This is a genomic window from Streptomyces sp. NPDC060000, assembly GCF_042737375.1.
Classification (GTDB): Bacteria; Actinomycetota; Actinomycetes; order Streptomycetales; family Streptomycetaceae; genus Streptomyces.
In genome coordinates, this window is record NZ_JBHWUU010000016.1 from 13,906 (window position 1) to 29,533 (window position 15,628).

The window sequence follows — 15,628 nt, forward strand, 5'->3', positions numbered from 1 at the left end:
GACGCCGGACCCGGACGTCGCATACAGACGTCGGATCCATACATCGGATGTCTCAGCGCCATTATGCGGGCAGATCAGAGGAGTGCCTCCAGATCTGCGATCACCGTCCGCTCGTCGAGCGTGGTGAGCCCGCGATCGCGCATCAGGACCCGCCCGTCGACGACGGTGTCGCGCACGTCCGAGGAGTGCGCCGCGTACGCCAGCGTCGACCAGGGGTCGTGCCGCGGCCGCAGATGCGGTGCGTCCAGGTCGAGGACGATCAGATCGGCCCGCTTGCCCGCCTCCAGCGAACCGAGCTGCTCGCCGAGCCCGAGGGCCCGCGCGCCCTCGATCGTCGCCATCCGTACGGCCTGCTCGGCGCCGACCGCCGTCGGGTCGCCGCCCGCCTTGTGCACCAGCGCCGCCTGCCGCACCGCCCCCAGCACGTCCAGCGAGTTGGAGCTGACGGCGCCGTCCGTGCCCAGCCCCACGGTCACGCCCGCGCTCAGGAGCCGTGGGACGGGTGCGATCCCGCAGCCCAGCTTCAGGTTCGACACCGGACAGTGGGCGACGGCCGTGCCCGTGCGGGCCAGCGCCGCGATCTCGGGACCGGTGAGGTCGACGGCGTGCGCGAGCAGCACGTCGGGACCGAGCAGGCCGAGGGAGTCCAGCAGCTCCACCGGCCGTTTGCCGTGCCGCACCTCGACGGTGGCGACCTCGGTGGCGTTCTCGGCCGCGTGGATGTGCACCAGCGCCCCGAACTCCCGGGCCAGCGCGAAGACTTCGGTGAGCTGGCCGGGGGAGAGGGTGTACGCCGAGTGCGCGAAGACGACCGGCCGGTGTCCTGCGCGGGCCGGTCCGCGTGCCGCGAGGTCCCGCCGCGCCCACGCGAGCCGCCCCTCGTACGCCATGCCGTCCGGCGGCCCGGGCACGTCCATGAAGGTGGGCCCCGTGTGCAGCCGCCAGCCGGACTCGCGGGCCGCCCGCTCGGCCGCCTCGTGGAACCAGTACATGTCCAGCGCCGAGGTCACCCCGGCCCGCAGGCTCTCCGCGACCGCCAGCCGCACCGCCGCCGCCACGTTCTCCGGCGCCAGCAACTCCGCCTCCCACTTCAGGACCCGTTCCAGGAACCCCTGGAGGGTGACGTCGTCGGCGCGGCCGCGCAGCAGGGTCATCGCCAGGTGGGTGTGCGTGTTGATCAGCCCGGGGAGGACGAGACAGCCGGCGGCGTCGATCTCCTCGGCGGCGGTGTGGCGCTCGCGCAGCTCACGGGCCGGTCCCACGGCGAGGATCCTGCCCTCGTGGACCGCGACCGCCCCGTCCCGCACGACGGTTCCGGCGTCGTCCACCGTCAGGACGTCACCGCCGTGCACCAGCAGGTCGATGCTCACGCCTGCTCCCCTTCCGCCTCCGCCTCCGCGAGCAGCCGCAGCGCCTCCAGGGAGACCACCGCGCCCCGTTCGACGCCTGCCGCGACGACCTCGCGGTGCGGGTCGTAGCCGCCGGTCGCCTGCTCGTCGACCAGCTCGTCGGCGTTCGCCCCGTCGATCACCAGCACACCGCCCGCGACCAGTCCGCGCAGCGAGGCGGTGACCAGCAGCGCGGACAGCTCCATCTCGATGGCGGCGAGCCCCGCGCCGGTGTAGGAGAAGAGCGGCAGCAGGCCCGGCTGGAAGGCCGCCCGGGTCCAGACGATGCCCCGGTGGTGCGGGGCGCCGGCCTCGCGGGCCGCGCGCCGGAGGGCGAGGACCGCCTCGGGCGCGGACACCGCCGGGTACTCCGGGGGCAGCAGCTGGTGGGTGACGCCGTCGTCGCGGACGGCCGCCTCCGCGACGACCAGGTCGCCGTCCCGGATGCCCGGCTTCATCGCGCCCGCGGTGCCGAACCGCAGGAAGGTGCGCACCCCCGCGTCCGCCAGCTCCTGGAACAGCAGGATCGCGCCCGGCGCGCCCACCCCGTGCGAGGCGACGACGACCGGCACGCCCTGCCAGCTACCGCTGAACACCCGGTACTCACGGTGGTACGAGACCTCCTCGGCGCCGTCGAGGAGCGCGGCGACGGCCGCGGCGCGGGCCGGGTCGCCGACGACCACGGCGTGCGCCGGAAGACCGGTGCGCGGAATGCGGGTGACGGGCAGCAGGTCCTGCGTCATTGGACGGCTCCGGTGGTGCGGGGGCGGCGACGGCGGCGGGCCGTCGTGAGGAAGAGGGCGCCGAGTGTGACGACGTAGGGCGCGGCGTCGGTCGCCTGCTGCGGCAGGCCGAGACCCTGGAGGCGGAACCCGGCCGCCTCGGCGAGCCCGAACAGCAGCGCGGCGAGCAGGACGCCCAGGGGCGCGGCGCGGCCCAGCATGACGGCCACGACAGCGATCCAACCACGGCCCGCCGTCATGTTCTCCGAGAACAGCGTGACGTTGCCCAGGGCGAGCTGGGCGCCCGCAAGCCCGCACAGCACTCCCGACAGCAGGATCACGCCGTACTGGTACTTGGCCGGGCTCACCCCGAGGGTGGCCGCCGCGTCGGGTGCCTCGCCGACCCCGCGCAGCCGGAGCCCCCACACGTGCCGCGACAGCAGCAGCGCGGCGACCGCGACCGCCGCCCACGACAGGTAGGCGAGCGGGGTGAAGCCGCCGATCAGCGGCAGCCCGGCGAGCGACGGATCGTCGAAGGTGCCCTGCACGCCGAAGACCGTCCGCAGCAGGAAGCTGGTCAGGCCGACGGCCAGGAGGTTCATGGCGATGCCGAGGACCACCGCGTCCCCGCGCAGGGTGACCGCCCCCACGGCCAGGATCAGCGAGTACGCGGCCGCCGCAAGGGCCGCCGCCAGGACGCCGAGCCAGGGGCTGCCGGTGAACCAGCTGGTCGCCACGGAGGTGAAGCAGCCCATCAGCATCATGCCCTCGAGGCCGATGTTGAAGACCCCGGCGCGCTCGCACAGGGCGCCGCCGAGGGCCGCCAGCAGGATCGGGGTGAGCGCGCGCAGCGCCGACACGAGGAGATCGGAGTCGAGGAACATCACACCGCCTCGCTTTCCCGGGTGCGGCGGCCGAACAGGCGGCCGGGGAAGCGCAGCCGGGCCGCGAGGAACACGATCACGATCGCCTGCAGCACCTGGGTCAGTTCGCGCGGCACCTCGGTGGTGCGCTCCATCGCCAGCCCCCCGACCTGGAGGACCGCGAAGAAGAACGCGGCGACCACCGTGCCCAGCGGAGCCGCGGCGGCGAGCAGGGCGGCGGTGAGGCCGGTCCAGGTGTAGCCGGGGGCGGTGAGCGAGCCGTCCACGAAGCGGTAGGGGAAGCTCAGCACCCCGATGCCGCCCACGAGTCCGGCGAGTCCCCCGGAGACCGCCATCAGCCTCAGCGTCAGGCCCCGGCGCTCGACACCGGCGTAGGCGGCGAAGCGGGGGTTGAGACCCGTCATGCGGATCTCGTAGCCGACGGCGGTGCGCCGGTCGGTGAACCAGTACACGGCGGCGGCGATCGCGACGAGGACGAGCCCCAGGGTGACCGTGGAGTCGCCGAACGCGGGCAGCGCCACCCCGTCGGGCAGCGCCCGCGTCTGGGGCAGGCTGGAGCCGGGCTCCTTGAGCGGGTAACGCGCCAGATAGGAGGCGAGCGACACCGCCGGGTAGCTGAGCAGCAGGCTGCTGACCAGCAGCGGGACCCCGAGGTGGTTCTCGCACAGGGCGGCCAGGACGGCGTATCCGGCGCCGGCGGCCATCCCGGCCAGCAGGGCCAGGACAACGGTGAGGGGCGCGGGAAGCGGCGCGTAGAGGCCGGTCACCGCCGCCGAGATCCCGCCGAGGACCATCTGCCCGTCGCCGCCGAGGTTGATCAGCCCGGCCCGCAGCGGGATCGCCAGCGCGAGCGCCAGGCCGAGCACGCTGGTGCCGGTGGTCAGGGTCGGGCCGATGCCGTCGGCGCCGAGCGCGCCGGTCACGACGGCCTCGTACGCCGTGACCGGGTCCGCGCCGGTGCCGAGCAGGAACACCGCGCCGATGGCCAGGCCCGCGAGCACGGAGAAGGTGAGGGGGGAGCGGAGGGCTCCGGATATGCGTGTCATGTCTGTGGGCTCATGTCAGTGGGCTCATGTCCGTGAGTGGCCTCCGTGGGGGCGCCCGCCATCGCGAGGCCCAGCGTCCGCTCGTCGGCCTCTTCCCTGGCGTACGAGGCCGCGATCCGGCCCTCGTACATGACGAGCACACGGTCCGCGAGGCCACGGATCTCGCTCAGCTCGGCCGAGACGAGGAGGACGGCGTGACCGGCGTCGCGGTAGGCGATCAGCTGGTCGTGGATGTTCTGGATGGCGCCGATGTCGACGCCCCTGGTCGGCTGCTCGACCAGCAACAGAGGTGCGTCATGGGCGAGTTCGCGGCCGATGAGCAGCTTCTGGAGGTTGCCGCCGGACAGTGCGGAGGCGGGCAGCTCGGTGGTCGCCGCCTTGATGCCGAAGCGCTCGACGAGCCCCCGGGCGTGCGCGCGGACGGCCGCCGGCGGCAGCAGGCCGCGGGCGGAGAGCGTGGTGCGGTGGTGGCCCATCGCCAGGTTGTCCGCGACCGAGGCGGCGGGGGCCGTACCGACCGCGTGCCGGTCCTCGGGGACGTAGGCGAGCCCCTTCGCGCGCCGTTCGGTGGCCGAGACGTGGGTGATGTCGTCGCCCTGGAGCGTGACCCGGCCGGTGGTGACGGGGCGCAGCCCGGCCAGCGCCTCGACCAGCTCGCTCTGGCCGTTGCCGGCGACGCCCGCGACTCCGACGATCTCCCCGGCGTGGACAGTGAGGTCCACATCGTGGACGGAGTGTGTGCTGAAACCGGTCACCCGCAGCACCGCTGCACCGGGCGTTCCCGGCGCGTGGACGCGGTCCAGTTCCACCGCGCGGCCGGTCATCGCGGCGGCGATCTCGTCCGCCGTGGTGTCGGCAGTGACCAGTCGGGCGACGACCCGGCCGTCCCGAAGGACGGTCACCCGGTCGCTGCCCTCCAGCACCTCGCGCAGTTTGTGGGTGACGAGCACGACCGTACGGCCCTGCGCGGTCAGCGACTTGAGCACGCCGAACAGGGCGTCCGCCTCGGCCGGGGTGAGCACCGCCGTAGGCTCGTCGAGGATGAGCGTACGGGCGCCCCGGTGCAGCAGCTTGAGGATCTCCACACGCTGACGCAGCCCGACGGGCAGGTCGCCGACCCGGGCGTCCGGGTCGACGGACAGCCCGTGCTCCTCGGCGAGTTCGCGCACCCGGCGGCGGGCCGCGGCCCGGTCCACCAGACCGAAGCGGCGCGGCTCGGCGGCGTAGACGACGTTCTCGGCGACCGTCAGCGAGTCGAACAGCTTGAAGCTCTGGTGGACCATGCCGAGCCCGGCGGCCATGGCGTCGGAGGGGCTGGTGAAACGCACCTCCCGCCCCTCGACGCGGACCGAACCGGCGTCGGCGCGTTCCATGCCGTACAGGACCGACATCAGCGTGGACTTGCCCGCGCCGTTCTCGCCCATCAGGGCGTGGATCTCACCGTGACGTACGGTCAGGTCGACGGCGTCGTTGGCGAGGGTGCCGGGGAACCGCTTGGTGATTCCCCGGAGTTCGACGGCGAGGTTCTCAGGAGGCGGCGGGGTCATCGACCTTCAGCTCTCCGGCGACGATCTGGTCGCGCAGCGCCTCGACCTTCGTCAGGACGTCCTTGTGGTCGGCGATCACGCACTTCGACGTGGCCGCGCCGTCCTCGAGGCCGGTCAGGCTGATGCCGCCCTCCTTGAGACCGTACGAGACGGTCGTGCCGGCGGTGCCGCCGAGGACCGTCTCGACGCCCTTCTCGACGGCCACGTCCGTGCGCTTGATCACGTTGTCGACGACCGTTCCGGGCGCCGAGGGGCACTGGTTGACGTCGACGCCGTACGCGAACGCGCCCTTGGCCTTCGCCGCCTCGAAGACGCCGTAGTTGCCGGCCGCGGCGGCCGCCATGATCTGGTCGTAACCCTTGGCGAGCAGGGTGTTCGCCTGCTCCTTGGCGCGGGCCGAGTCGTCGAAGGGTGACTGGCCGCCGACGAAGCGGGTGGACGTCTCGGTCTTGGCTGCCACCTTCTCGGCGCCGGCCGCGAACGGGTCGCTGTAGCGGCGGAACTGGGGGGTGTCGAGCACGTCGACCGCGCCGACCTTGCCGGACCTGCTCAGCAGGCCCGCCTCGGCGCCCGCGAGGTAGACGCCCTCGTGCTCGCGGAAGACCGCGCAGCTGACGTTCTTGAAGGTCTTGGCGGTGCACGCGTCGATGATCAGGAACTGCTGGCCCGGGTTCTTCGCGGCCTGCTGGGCGACGATGTCGGCGAACTCGAAACCGACGAGGACGATGACGTCCGGCTTGGCGTCCACCGCGGCCTGCACGTTCTGCTGCTGGGAGGCGGTGTCGGTGGACTCGTAGACCTTCTGGGTCCCGTCGTGCTGCTTCGCCGCGTTCTCGACGCCGGTCACCGCGAGCTTGAGGAACTCGTTCTGGCCGACGGCGTCGGGGGTGACCAGGGTGAAGGACTTGCCGCTGCCGCCGCTCGCGCTCGCGGCGGAGTCATCCTTCTTCGCGGCGGCGTTGCAGGCGGTGGCGAGGAGTACGGTGCCGGTCGCGAGCGCGGCGAACTGCACGGAGCGGCGGTGTCTGCGGGGCATCGGAGGACCTTCCGGGTATGCCGAGAGGCGCATCACGATGCTGCGGTGCGCGTGTTACGGCGAGGTGGGACGAGCGACGGTGCTCGGTGCGGGAGAAACCGCGGGGGAGGGCTGAGGGAGCGGACTCAGCCGCGACAGCCGTCGCCGGCGCAGCGGCCGAAGTCGAGGAAGCGGCGCCGGGTGAGCAGCGGCATGCCTTCCTCCTTCGTCTCGTTCTGCGGGATGGTGGTATCGCCCTGCGGATGCGGGTGCTGGACTCTAACACTCGTTTCCGGACACCCGCCGGGGCGTCTCGAACTGTGGTTCGCTCGCCCTTCCTCGGAGGTTCTTCGAGGTCATGTACGGTGTCGAACACCATTGGAACATCAGGAGTGTCCCGTTATGTCCAAGGAACTGCGCGCCGTCGAGTGGACCGGAACCGGCCTCGCGCTGATCGACCAGACCGCTCTCCCGCAGCGCACCGCGACCGTAGGTGTCCAGGATGTGGACACTCTGGTCGACGCGATCCAGCGGCTGGTGGTGCGCGGCGCCCCCGCGATCGGCGCGGCGGGCGCGTACGGTGTCGCGATCGCGCTGCTCCAGGGCGGGCGTGAGGGCTGGACGGAGGGCGAGACGCGCGAGGCCGTCGCCCGCGTCCGCGAGGCCCGTCCGACCGCCGTGAACCTCATGGTGTGCGTGGACCGGGTCATGACCCGCTTCGGCGAGGGTCTCGACGCGGTCCTGGCGGAGGCGGCCGCGGTCCAGCGCGAGGACGTCGAGGCGAACCGGGCGATGGGCGCGTTCGGCGCGGACTGGCTGCTGAAGCGGGTCGGCGAGGACCGTCCGCTGCGGATCCTGACGCACTGCAACACCGGTGCGCTCGCGACCGCCGGGTGGGGCACCGCTCTCGGCGTCATACGGGAACTGCACGCGCGCGGACGTCTGGAGGTCGTCTACGCCGATGAGACCCGCCCGCTGCTCCAGGGGTCGCGGCTGACCGCCTGGGAGCTGGTCCAGGAAGGCATCCCGCACTTCGTCCAGGCCGACGGGGCCGCCGCCGGCACCATCCTGCGCGGCGAGGTCGACGCGGCGATCGTGGGCGCCGACCGCATCGCGGCCAACGGCGACACCGCCAACAAGGTCGGCACCGTGGGGGTCGCCCTCGCCTGCGCCGACGCGGGCATCCCGTTCCTGGTGGCGGCGCCCACCACCACGGTCGACCTCTCCACCCCGGACGGGGCCGCCATCCACATCGAACTGCGCGGCGAGGACGAGGTGCTGGAGTGGGGCGGGATACGGACGGCACCCGCCGAGTCCCGCGGCCACAACCCGGCCTTCGACGTCACGCCCGGCCGCCTGGTGACGGGCCTGGTGACGGAGCGGGGCGTCCTGGAGGTCTCCACGGGCGAGCTGCCGGGCAACCGGCTCCGCTGAGCGGCCGGCCTGCGCCGAGCGCATGTGGTGCACGGCCGGGCTGCGCCGCGAACGCCGGACACACCGAAGGCCGCGGTCGAGGGACCGTGGCCTTCGGCGTGTCCCGCGTGGCCCCCGTGTCTCTCGTGGTCAGCGTCGCGTCAGCTCCAACTCCAGCAGCCATTCGACGACTTCGGTGTGGTGACGGGCCTGGCGCGGGGTGTCGCCCCATACGTACAGGCCGTGGCCGGCCACGACCACCGCGGGCATCCGGGGCTCGCGGGCCGCCTCGAGACGGTCGCCGAGGACCTTCATGTCCTGGCTGTTGGCGATGACCGGCAGAGTCACCTCGACATCGTGCGCGGGCTGGCCGACGCCCTTGAGCATCTCCAGGTCCTTGAAGACGATCCCGCCCGGATGCCGGTGGCCCAGTGCCACGGACGCCACCGTGTGGACGTGCACGACCGCGCCCGCCCCGGTCAGCGCGGCCACGCGCGCGTGCAGCTCCGCCTCGGCGGACGGCTTGCCCCCGTCCACGGCGGCGCCGCCCCCGTCCACCAGCACCACGTCCGCGGGCGTCAGTTCGCCCTTGTCGTGGCCGCTCGCGGTGACCGCGAGCCGCAGCGGGTCGCGGGTGAGCACCACCGACAGGTTTCCCGAGGTGCCTCGCATCCAGCCGAAGGAGGCGAAGCGGGCGGACTCGGCGGCGAGGACCGCCCCCGCCTCCTCCAGATCGAGTGCGGTGAGGTCGGCGGTCATGAAGTACTCCTGGAATTGCTGACGGTGAGCTCGTCGAACGTCCCCGCCTGCGCGTGGTCGCCGACGCCCTGCTCGAAATACGGCTCCCCGGGCCGCCGGACGCCGACCGCGTGCCAGCCGGCCTCGCGGGCCGCGTCCAGCTCCCCCGGCCGGTCGGAGAGGAACAGCAGCCGTCCGGCCGGCACGCCGGTCGACCCGGCGATACGGCGGTACGACTCCGGTTCCTGCTTGGGGCCGGCGTTCTCGGTGTCGTAGAGACCGGAGAGGAGCGAGGTGAGGTCGCCCGCCGGGCTGTTGGTGAACCACGCCCGCTGGGCGGAGACCGAGCCCGACGAGTAGACGTACAGCCGCAGCCCCGCCGCGTGCCACGCGCGCAGCCGCGGCACGACGTCGTCGTAGAAGTGCGAGACGAGGTCGCCGCGCGCGAAGCCCTCGGACCAGATGACGCCCTGGAGGCTCTTCAGCGGAGTCGCCTTGCGGTCCTCGTCGAGCCAGGCGTTCAGCGTCTTCTCGATGGTGGCCGCGTCGGCGGCCGGCTCGCCCGTCAGCTCCCGCACCTGCGCGATCGCCCGTGCCACGGCCGGCTCCCCGGCCCGCCCGGTGAGCAGCTCGGCGAAGCGGGCGCGGGAGTACGGGTACAGCACGTCCACCACGAAGCCCGTGGCGCTGGTGGTGCCCTCGATGTCGAGCACCACGGCGTCCACGTCGTACGTCAGGCCCCGCACGCTCACGCGGCGGCCCGGTCGGCCTCGTAGCCGGCTGCGATCGTGTCGTAGTCCGGGAAGCGGCCGGCGATGGTGGAGCCGGTGAAGCTGCCGATCCAGCCGTCCTCCTCGTGGAAGAAGCGGATGGCGGTGAAGGACGGGCTGGTGCCCATGTCGAACCAGTGGGTGGTGCCCCGCGGCACGCCCAGCAGGTCGCCCTTCTCGCAGAAGACCGCGTGCACCTCGCCGTTCACGTGCAGATAGAAGATGCCGGAGCCGGAGACGAAGAAGCGGACCTCGTCATCGTCGTCGTGGGTGTGCTCCTGGAGGAACTTCTCGCGGGCCGCCTTCGCCTTCGCCGGGAACTCCGGGTCGTCGCTGGGGTGCAGACCGAGGACGTCGACGGTGGTGAAGCCCTCCTGCGCGTTCAGCTTCTCGATCTCCGGGCCGTACGCCGCGAACACCGTCTCGCTGTCGGCGTCGGACGGCACGTCCGCGCGGACCGGCCACTGCTCGTAGCGCACGCCCAGCGGCTGGAGGGCCTCGGCGATCTCGGCGGGGTCGGCGGTACGGCGGACCAGGGTCTCGGGGCCGGACTCGGACCAGGTCGTCAGCAGCGTCATGGAAGCAACTCCAGGATTCTGTAAGGGATGTCCGGATACCGAGACGGATCGGACCGGAGGAGACGGGGAGCGGAGGGACAGGCAGGTAGCGGAGGGACAGGCAGGTGGCGGGAAACAGCCACCTAGCCGCGACACGACGCGCCGGGACAGCGCCGCATGCGGGGCATGCACAGCGCGTTCGCGCGAAATGGCGTCATCTGGGCCTCACTGTGCCGGGTCGGGTGCCGGTTCCGTGATGGTAACTCCCGACGGCACGTCCACCGCCTGTGACGTAATCGATGTCTCGCATGATGAGATCCGGCGTCCATTCCTTTGACGGGTGGCTGAAAGCGTTCTCATGATCTGCGTATGAAGACGCTGCTGCTCGTACGGCGGCTGTACGTGGACTTGCTCCGGTCGACCACAGCCAGCTGTCGCTGACCCCTCCCGGAGCTCCGACGCGCCCCCGTTCTGCCAGGCGCGCCCCGCTGTTCGCGGTGGCTCATTCCTGTCCTTCGCTCCGGGCTCAGGCATCCCCCGCTCTGCATTCCTTGCGCTGCATCCCTTTGCTTCGCATCCCCTCCGCGCCGCCCCTCGGTACCACCCCGCACCTGGAGCCCCTCATGTCCCGTGTCCGTCTGCCTCTCGCCGCGCTCTCGCTGGCCTCCGTCTCCGCCCTCGTCCTCTCCGGCTGCTCGCAGTCCACGGACGCCTCGAAGGACACCGGCAACGCGGCCGCCTCGGCCTCCGCCGCCACCGGCAAGAAGCCCGCCCCCTTCAGCGCGGGCTCGGTCAAGGTGGCCCTGGTCCGGCAGAGCGGCGCCGGCGACTACTTCGAGCAGTGGGGCAACGGCGCCAAGGCACAGGCCAAGGCCCTCGGCATCGACCTGACCGTGTACGACGCCCAGGCCGACAACGCCAAGCAGGCCACCGACCTCTCCTCGGCCATCAACTCCGGCGCCAAGGCGATCATCATCGACCACGGCTTCCCGGCGACCATCCAGCCGGAGATCGACAAGGCGGTGAAGAAGGGCATCAAGGTCGTCGTCTACGACGTGGAGACCCCCACCAAGGGCGTCGTCTCCACCGAGCAGGACGACGCGAGCATGGCCCAGGCGGTCCTCGACGTGATGGCCAAGGAGGTCGGCAAGAACGCCAAGGTCGGCTACGTCAACGTGGCCGGTTACGCCGCCCTCGACAAGCGCGACACGGTCTGGAAGTCGACGGTCGCCTCCGAGGCGTGGAAGCAGCAGTTCAAGGTCGGCAAGGTCACCGACTCCACGGCCACCGACAACGTTCCCCTGGTCTCCGCCGCGCTCACCCAGCACTCCGACGTGGCCGGCGTCTTCGCGCCCTACGACGAGCTCGCCAAGGGCACCGTGCTCGCCGTGCAGAACAAGAAGCTCCAGGACAAGGTGAAGGTCTTCGGCGCCGACGTCTCCAACGCCGACATCCAGCAGATGACCGCGGCCGGCAGCCCCTGGGCCGCCACGGCGGGCACCGACCCGTCCGCCGTCGGCGCGGCCGTCGTGCGCACCGCCGCGCTGGAGCTGGCCGGTCAGCTGAACAAGGCCACCGTTTCGTTCCCGGCCGTCGCCATCACGCAGGACTTCCTGCGCCAGAAGAAGATCGAGAACATGGACCAGCTGCGGGAGGCGCTGCCGGCGCTGAACCTGTCCCAGGTCTCCACCGCGGACTGGATCGCGAATGTCGCCCACTGAGCCCGCCGGGCGCGCCGGGCCCGCGGACCTTCTCGGGGTGACCCCCGCCGTCGGTCTCACCGACGTCAGCATGGCCTTCGCCGGCAAGACGGTGCTCGCCTCCGTCTCGCTCGACATCGCACCGGGCAGCGTGGTCGCGCTGCTCGGCGCGAACGGCGCCGGCAAGTCCACGCTGATCAAGATCCTTTCGGGCGTCCACGCGGACCACGGGGGAGAGGTGCGCGTCGACGGCTCGCCGGTCACGCTCAACTCGCCGCTGGCCGCCCGCCGGCTGGGCATCCGGACGGTGCACCAGCGGATCGGCGAGGGCATCGTGCCCGGTCTCACGGTCGCCGAGAACCTGGTCTTCGAGGAGCTGGCGCAACAGCGTGGCAACCCGTTCCTGAGCGGGCGCACCACGCTCGCCCGCGCCCGCGAGATCCAGGCCGGCCTCGGTCTGGACTGGGGCGACCCGGTACTGAAGCAGGACGTCACCGAACTCGGTATCTCCGACCGGCAGTTGCTGATCCTGGCCCGGGCCCTGGCGACCCGCCCGCGGCTGCTCATCCTCGACGAGCCGACCTCCGCGCTCTCCGCCGCCGAGGCGCAGCGGCTGTTCGCGCTCGTCGAGAAGATGCGCGAGGACGGCATCGCCGTGCTCTACGTCTCCCACCGGCTCGGCGAGATCGACGCGCTCGCCGACCGGCTGGTCGTCCTGCGCGACGGCCTCCTCACCGGGGACCAGGCGAAGCCGTTCGACTGGGACGCGGCCCTGCGCGCCATGCTGGCCCAGGCCCAGGAGGCGACGACCGCCCGGCCCGTCAGGGCGGGCGCCCAAGGAGAGGTCGTCCTCGCGCTGCGCGGTGTCCGCCTCCTCGAAGGCCGCTCCCCCCTCGACCTCGACCTGCGCGCCGGTGAGGTCACCGGGGTGGTGGGCCTGCTGGGCGCGGGCAAGACCGAGCTGGCCCGCGGTCTGTTCGGCGCGGAGCCCTTCGCGACCGGCGCCGTCGAACTGGACGGTACGGCCTACGCGCCCCGCCGCCCCTCCGACGCCATCCGCGCCGGCGTCCACCTCGTCCCCGAGGACCGGCACGCCGACGCCCTGGTGCCCGGCTGGTCGGTCGCGCGGAACATCTCGCTGCCGTTCCTGAAGTCCTTCTCCCGGGCCGGGCTCATGAACGGGCCGAAGGAGGACGCCCTCGGCCGCGAGACGATCGACGCCCTCGGTGTCGTCACCCGCGACGAGCACAGCACCGTCGAGGAACTGTCCGGCGGCAACCAGCAGAAGGTCGTCGTCGGCCGCTGGCTCGCCCACACCCCCCGTGTCCTCATCCTGGACGAGCCGTTCCGAGGCGTGGACATCGGCGCCCGGCGCGACATCGGCCGCCGGGCCCGCGCGCTCGCCGCCGAGGGCGCGGCCGTCCTCGTCCTGTCCGCCGACGTCGACGAGGTCCTGGAGGTGGCCGACCGGGTCGTCGTCCTCGCGGCCGGTGAGGTCCACCTCGACGCGTACGGCGAAGACGCGGAGCGCGACCGCGTGATCCAGACCATCTCGGCGTCCGTCTGACGCCGGCCCGCTCCCACGAAGGCCCAGGAAGCACCCCATGACCACCACCCAGAGCACCGAGGTCCCCACCAAGGCGGCGCTCCCGCCGGCGACCTCCACCGCGGTGCGCGTCCAGAACGCCGTGATCAAGTACGGCTTCATCTTCGTGACGGTCGCGCTGTTCCTGTACTTCGCCCTGAGCGAGGGCTCCTTCCGGGAGTCGGCGACCCTGCTCGACACCCTGCGGTACGTGTCCGTCGCCGCGATCCTCGGGCTCGGCGTCACCCTCACCATGGCCGCCGGCGGAATGGACATGTCCGTCGGCGCCGTCGCCGGACTCGGCGTCTCCGTCGCCGCGCAGACGATGGTCGTCTTCAACCAGGTCGGCACGGTCGCGATCCTCGCGGTCCTGCTGGCGGGCGCCCTGGCGGGTCTGCTCAACGCGCTGCTGATCGTCGTACTGAAGATCCCCGACATGCTCGCCACGCTGGGCACGATGTTCGTCATCCAGGGCAGCAAGCTGATCCTCGTCGACGGCCAGTCGATCACTCCGGGGATGACGATGTCCGACGGCAGCACCGCCCCGGGCAGGTTCACCGCCGGGTTCCTGCGCATCGACCGCGGCACGGTCCTCGGCGTTCCGATCTCCGTACTGATCTTCGGCGGTCTGACGATCGCCGCCTGGGTCTTCCTCGCCCGCACCCGCTGGGGCCGCGTGCTCTACGCCATCGGCGCCAACCCCGAGGCGGCCCGCCTGGCCGGCATCCGCGTCGGCGCCCACCGCGCGCTCGCCTACGTCATCTCCGGCGTCCTCGCCTCGGTGGGCGGCCTCATCCTGGCGTCCAGGATCGGCCAGGGCGATGTGTCGGCCGGTACCTCCCAGCTGCTGGAGGCGGTGGCGGTGGCGCTCGTCGGCACCTCCGTCCTGGGCCGCGGCCGCCCGAACGTCTGGGGCACGGCCCTCGGCGCGGTGCTCATCGGCATCATCACCACCGGCCTCACCATCAAGGGCCTGCCGTACTACACGCAGGACGTCGTCGAGGGCGCGGTGCTGATCCTCGCCCTGGTCTTCAGCTTCACCCTGTCCAAGCGCCGCACCGTATAAGGGAGTTCACCGACCATGGGCTACCGCATCCTGGAGACCGAAGACATCCCCGCGTACCTGAACGAGCGGGGCCACTGGCCGGACCCGGCGGACATCGAGGTCCGGGAGGTGTCGGACGGCAACATGAACCGGGTGTTCCTGGCCTCCTCCGCCGACGGCACCCGCAGCCTCGCCGTCAAGCAGGCCCTGCCCTGGGTCCGCGTGGCCGGCCCCTCCTGGCCGATGAACCCCGACCGCGCCGACGCCGAGGCCCGCGCCTACGAGCAGGTCGCCAAGGTCGCCCCCGACAAGATCCCGGCGGTCCACGGCTACGACCCCGAGAACTACGCCCTCGTCATGGAGGACATGTCCGACCTCGAGGTCCTGCGCACGCTGCTCAACGAGGGCGCGGCCTACGGCCCGCGGACATCGGCGGGGATCGGCGAGTTCGTCGCCCAGTTCTCCTTCGCCACCAGCGACTTCGGCATGCCGTCCGCCGAGCGCAAGGCACTGGTCGCGGCCTCCGTCAGCCCCGAGCTCTGCAAGATCACCGAAGACGTGGTCCTGTCGGAGCCGTACATCGAGCATGAACACAACCACTGGCACCCGGCTCTCGACGACCTCGCCGCCGCCTTCCGCGCCGACACCCGGCTGCGCACCGAGGTCGCCGACCTCCGCCACACCTTCATGACCAGTGCCCAGGCCCTCCTGCACGGCGACCTGCACACCGGCAGCGTCATGGTCGGCACCCGCGAAGGGGCACCCGTCGTACGGGTCTTCGACCCCGAGTTCTCCTTCGTCGGCCCCATCGGCTACGACCTCGGCCTCTACTGGGCCAACGTGCTGGTCTCGCAGGAGCGGGCCCGCGCACTCGGCACGCTGTCCGACCACGCCGACCAGCTCCGCCTCTCCTGGGAGGCGTTCGAGGACGAGTTCCGCCGCCTCTGGCCGACCCGCGTCGACACCTTCTTCGACGACGCCTATCTCGACCGCTTCCTGCGGCGTGTGTGGACCGACTCCGTCGGCTACGCCGGTACCGAGATCGTCCGCCGCATCATCGGTTTCGCCCACCTGACCGACCTGACGACCCTGCCGGACCCGGTGCCGGCATCGCGGCGCGCACTGCTCCTGGGACGCGAACTGATCATGCGCCGCGAGGAACTGACGGACGTCGAGGCGGTACGGGCGGTCGTCGAGTCGCTCGGCTGACCGGCCTCA

14 protein-coding genes are annotated in these 15,628 nt (G+C 72.1%); 5 read left to right on the forward strand and 9 right to left on the reverse strand.

All coding sequences use genetic code 11. From position 1 onward, the window contains the following. Window positions 1-74 precede the first annotated feature (74 nt). From ACFWBB_RS11230 to ACFWBB_RS11255, 6 genes are read right to left on the reverse strand one after another with little or no spacing between them, the layout of a single operon-like run. Window positions 75-1,370, reverse strand: coding sequence for an amidohydrolase (locus ACFWBB_RS11230; protein WP_385269496.1), 1,296 nt, complete (start codon window positions 1,368-1,370; stop codon window positions 75-77). Then, window positions 1,367-2,131 (reverse strand): nucleoside phosphorylase, encoded by a 765-nt coding sequence (locus ACFWBB_RS11235; RefSeq protein WP_385269498.1) that lies wholly within the window; start codon window positions 2,129-2,131, stop codon window positions 1,367-1,369. Before ACFWBB_RS11235 ends, ACFWBB_RS11230 begins: the two co-directional genes overlap by 4 nt. Then, the gene (locus ACFWBB_RS11240) at window positions 2,128-2,994 is read right to left on the reverse strand and encodes an ABC transporter permease (RefSeq protein WP_385269500.1); all 867 of its coding nucleotides are present in this window, start codon (window positions 2,992-2,994) and stop codon (window positions 2,128-2,130) included. The genes ACFWBB_RS11235 and ACFWBB_RS11240 overlap by 4 nt, the downstream gene beginning before the upstream one ends. After that, complete coding sequence (locus ACFWBB_RS11245) at window positions 2,994-4,040, reverse strand: ABC transporter permease (RefSeq protein WP_385269502.1); 1,047 nt, start codon at window positions 4,038-4,040, stop codon at window positions 2,994-2,996. Before ACFWBB_RS11245 ends, ACFWBB_RS11240 begins: the two co-directional genes overlap by 1 nt. Continuing rightward, window positions 4,037-5,587, reverse strand: a complete 1,551-nt coding sequence (locus ACFWBB_RS11250; RefSeq protein WP_385269504.1) for an ABC transporter ATP-binding protein — start codon at window positions 5,585-5,587, stop codon at window positions 4,037-4,039. Before ACFWBB_RS11250 ends, ACFWBB_RS11245 begins: the two co-directional genes overlap by 4 nt. Next, window positions 5,568-6,623 carry a BMP family ABC transporter substrate-binding protein gene (locus tag ACFWBB_RS11255; RefSeq protein ID WP_385269506.1) on the reverse strand — a complete coding sequence of 352 codons (1,056 nt, stop codon included), beginning with the start codon at window positions 6,621-6,623 and terminating at the stop codon, window positions 5,568-5,570. The genes ACFWBB_RS11250 and ACFWBB_RS11255 overlap by 20 nt, the downstream gene beginning before the upstream one ends. A gap of 381 nt (window positions 6,624-7,004) precedes the next feature. On the opposite strand from ACFWBB_RS11255, the gene mtnA reads away from it, so the two are divergent. Further along, complete coding sequence (gene mtnA / locus ACFWBB_RS11260) at window positions 7,005-8,036, forward strand: S-methyl-5-thioribose-1-phosphate isomerase (RefSeq protein ID WP_385269508.1); 1,032 nt, start codon at window positions 7,005-7,007, stop codon at window positions 8,034-8,036. A 129-nt stretch (window positions 8,037-8,165) separates the two neighbouring features. Here the strand turns inward: mtnA and mtnB are convergent, their stop codons facing one another. Genes mtnB through ACFWBB_RS11275 form a run of 3 tightly spaced genes read right to left on the reverse strand, consistent with a single transcriptional unit; the run spans window position 8,166 to window position 10,101 of the window. Continuing rightward, window positions 8,166-8,774 carry a methylthioribulose 1-phosphate dehydratase gene (gene mtnB / locus ACFWBB_RS11265; RefSeq protein ID WP_385269510.1) on the reverse strand — a complete coding sequence of 203 codons (609 nt, stop codon included), beginning with the start codon at window positions 8,772-8,774 and terminating at the stop codon, window positions 8,166-8,168. Further along, a complete protein-coding gene (gene mtnC / locus ACFWBB_RS11270) occupies window positions 8,771-9,505 on the reverse strand; it encodes an acireductone synthase (RefSeq protein ID WP_385269512.1) in 735 nt (244 codons plus the stop codon). The genes mtnB and mtnC overlap by 4 nt, the downstream gene beginning before the upstream one ends. Next, window positions 9,502-10,101 carry an acireductone dioxygenase gene (locus ACFWBB_RS11275; protein WP_385269514.1) on the reverse strand — a complete coding sequence of 200 codons (600 nt, stop codon included), beginning with the start codon at window positions 10,099-10,101 and terminating at the stop codon, window positions 9,502-9,504. Before ACFWBB_RS11275 ends, mtnC begins: the two co-directional genes overlap by 4 nt. A gap of 602 nt (window positions 10,102-10,703) precedes the next feature. Here ACFWBB_RS11275 and ACFWBB_RS11280 point away from each other — a divergent pair. The 4 genes from ACFWBB_RS11280 to mtnK are packed head-to-tail and all read left to right on the forward strand — an operon-like array spanning window position 10,704 to window position 15,619. Further along, the gene (locus ACFWBB_RS11280) at window positions 10,704-11,801 is read left to right on the forward strand and encodes a substrate-binding domain-containing protein (RefSeq protein ID WP_385269516.1); all 1,098 of its coding nucleotides are present in this window, start codon (window positions 10,704-10,706) and stop codon (window positions 11,799-11,801) included. Next, window positions 11,788-13,347 carry a sugar ABC transporter ATP-binding protein gene (locus tag ACFWBB_RS11285; RefSeq protein WP_385269518.1) on the forward strand — a complete coding sequence of 520 codons (1,560 nt, stop codon included), beginning with the start codon at window positions 11,788-11,790 and terminating at the stop codon, window positions 13,345-13,347. The genes ACFWBB_RS11280 and ACFWBB_RS11285 overlap by 14 nt, the downstream gene beginning before the upstream one ends. Window positions 13,348-13,384: 37 nt before the next feature. Then, the gene (locus tag ACFWBB_RS11290) at window positions 13,385-14,431 is read left to right on the forward strand and encodes an ABC transporter permease (protein WP_385269520.1); all 1,047 of its coding nucleotides are present in this window, start codon (window positions 13,385-13,387) and stop codon (window positions 14,429-14,431) included. 15 nt (window positions 14,432-14,446) lie between these two features. Beyond that, window positions 14,447-15,619 carry an S-methyl-5-thioribose kinase gene (gene mtnK / locus ACFWBB_RS11295; protein ID WP_385269522.1) on the forward strand — a complete coding sequence of 391 codons (1,173 nt, stop codon included), beginning with the start codon at window positions 14,447-14,449 and terminating at the stop codon, window positions 15,617-15,619. The last annotated feature ends 9 nt before the right edge of the window (window positions 15,620-15,628 follow it).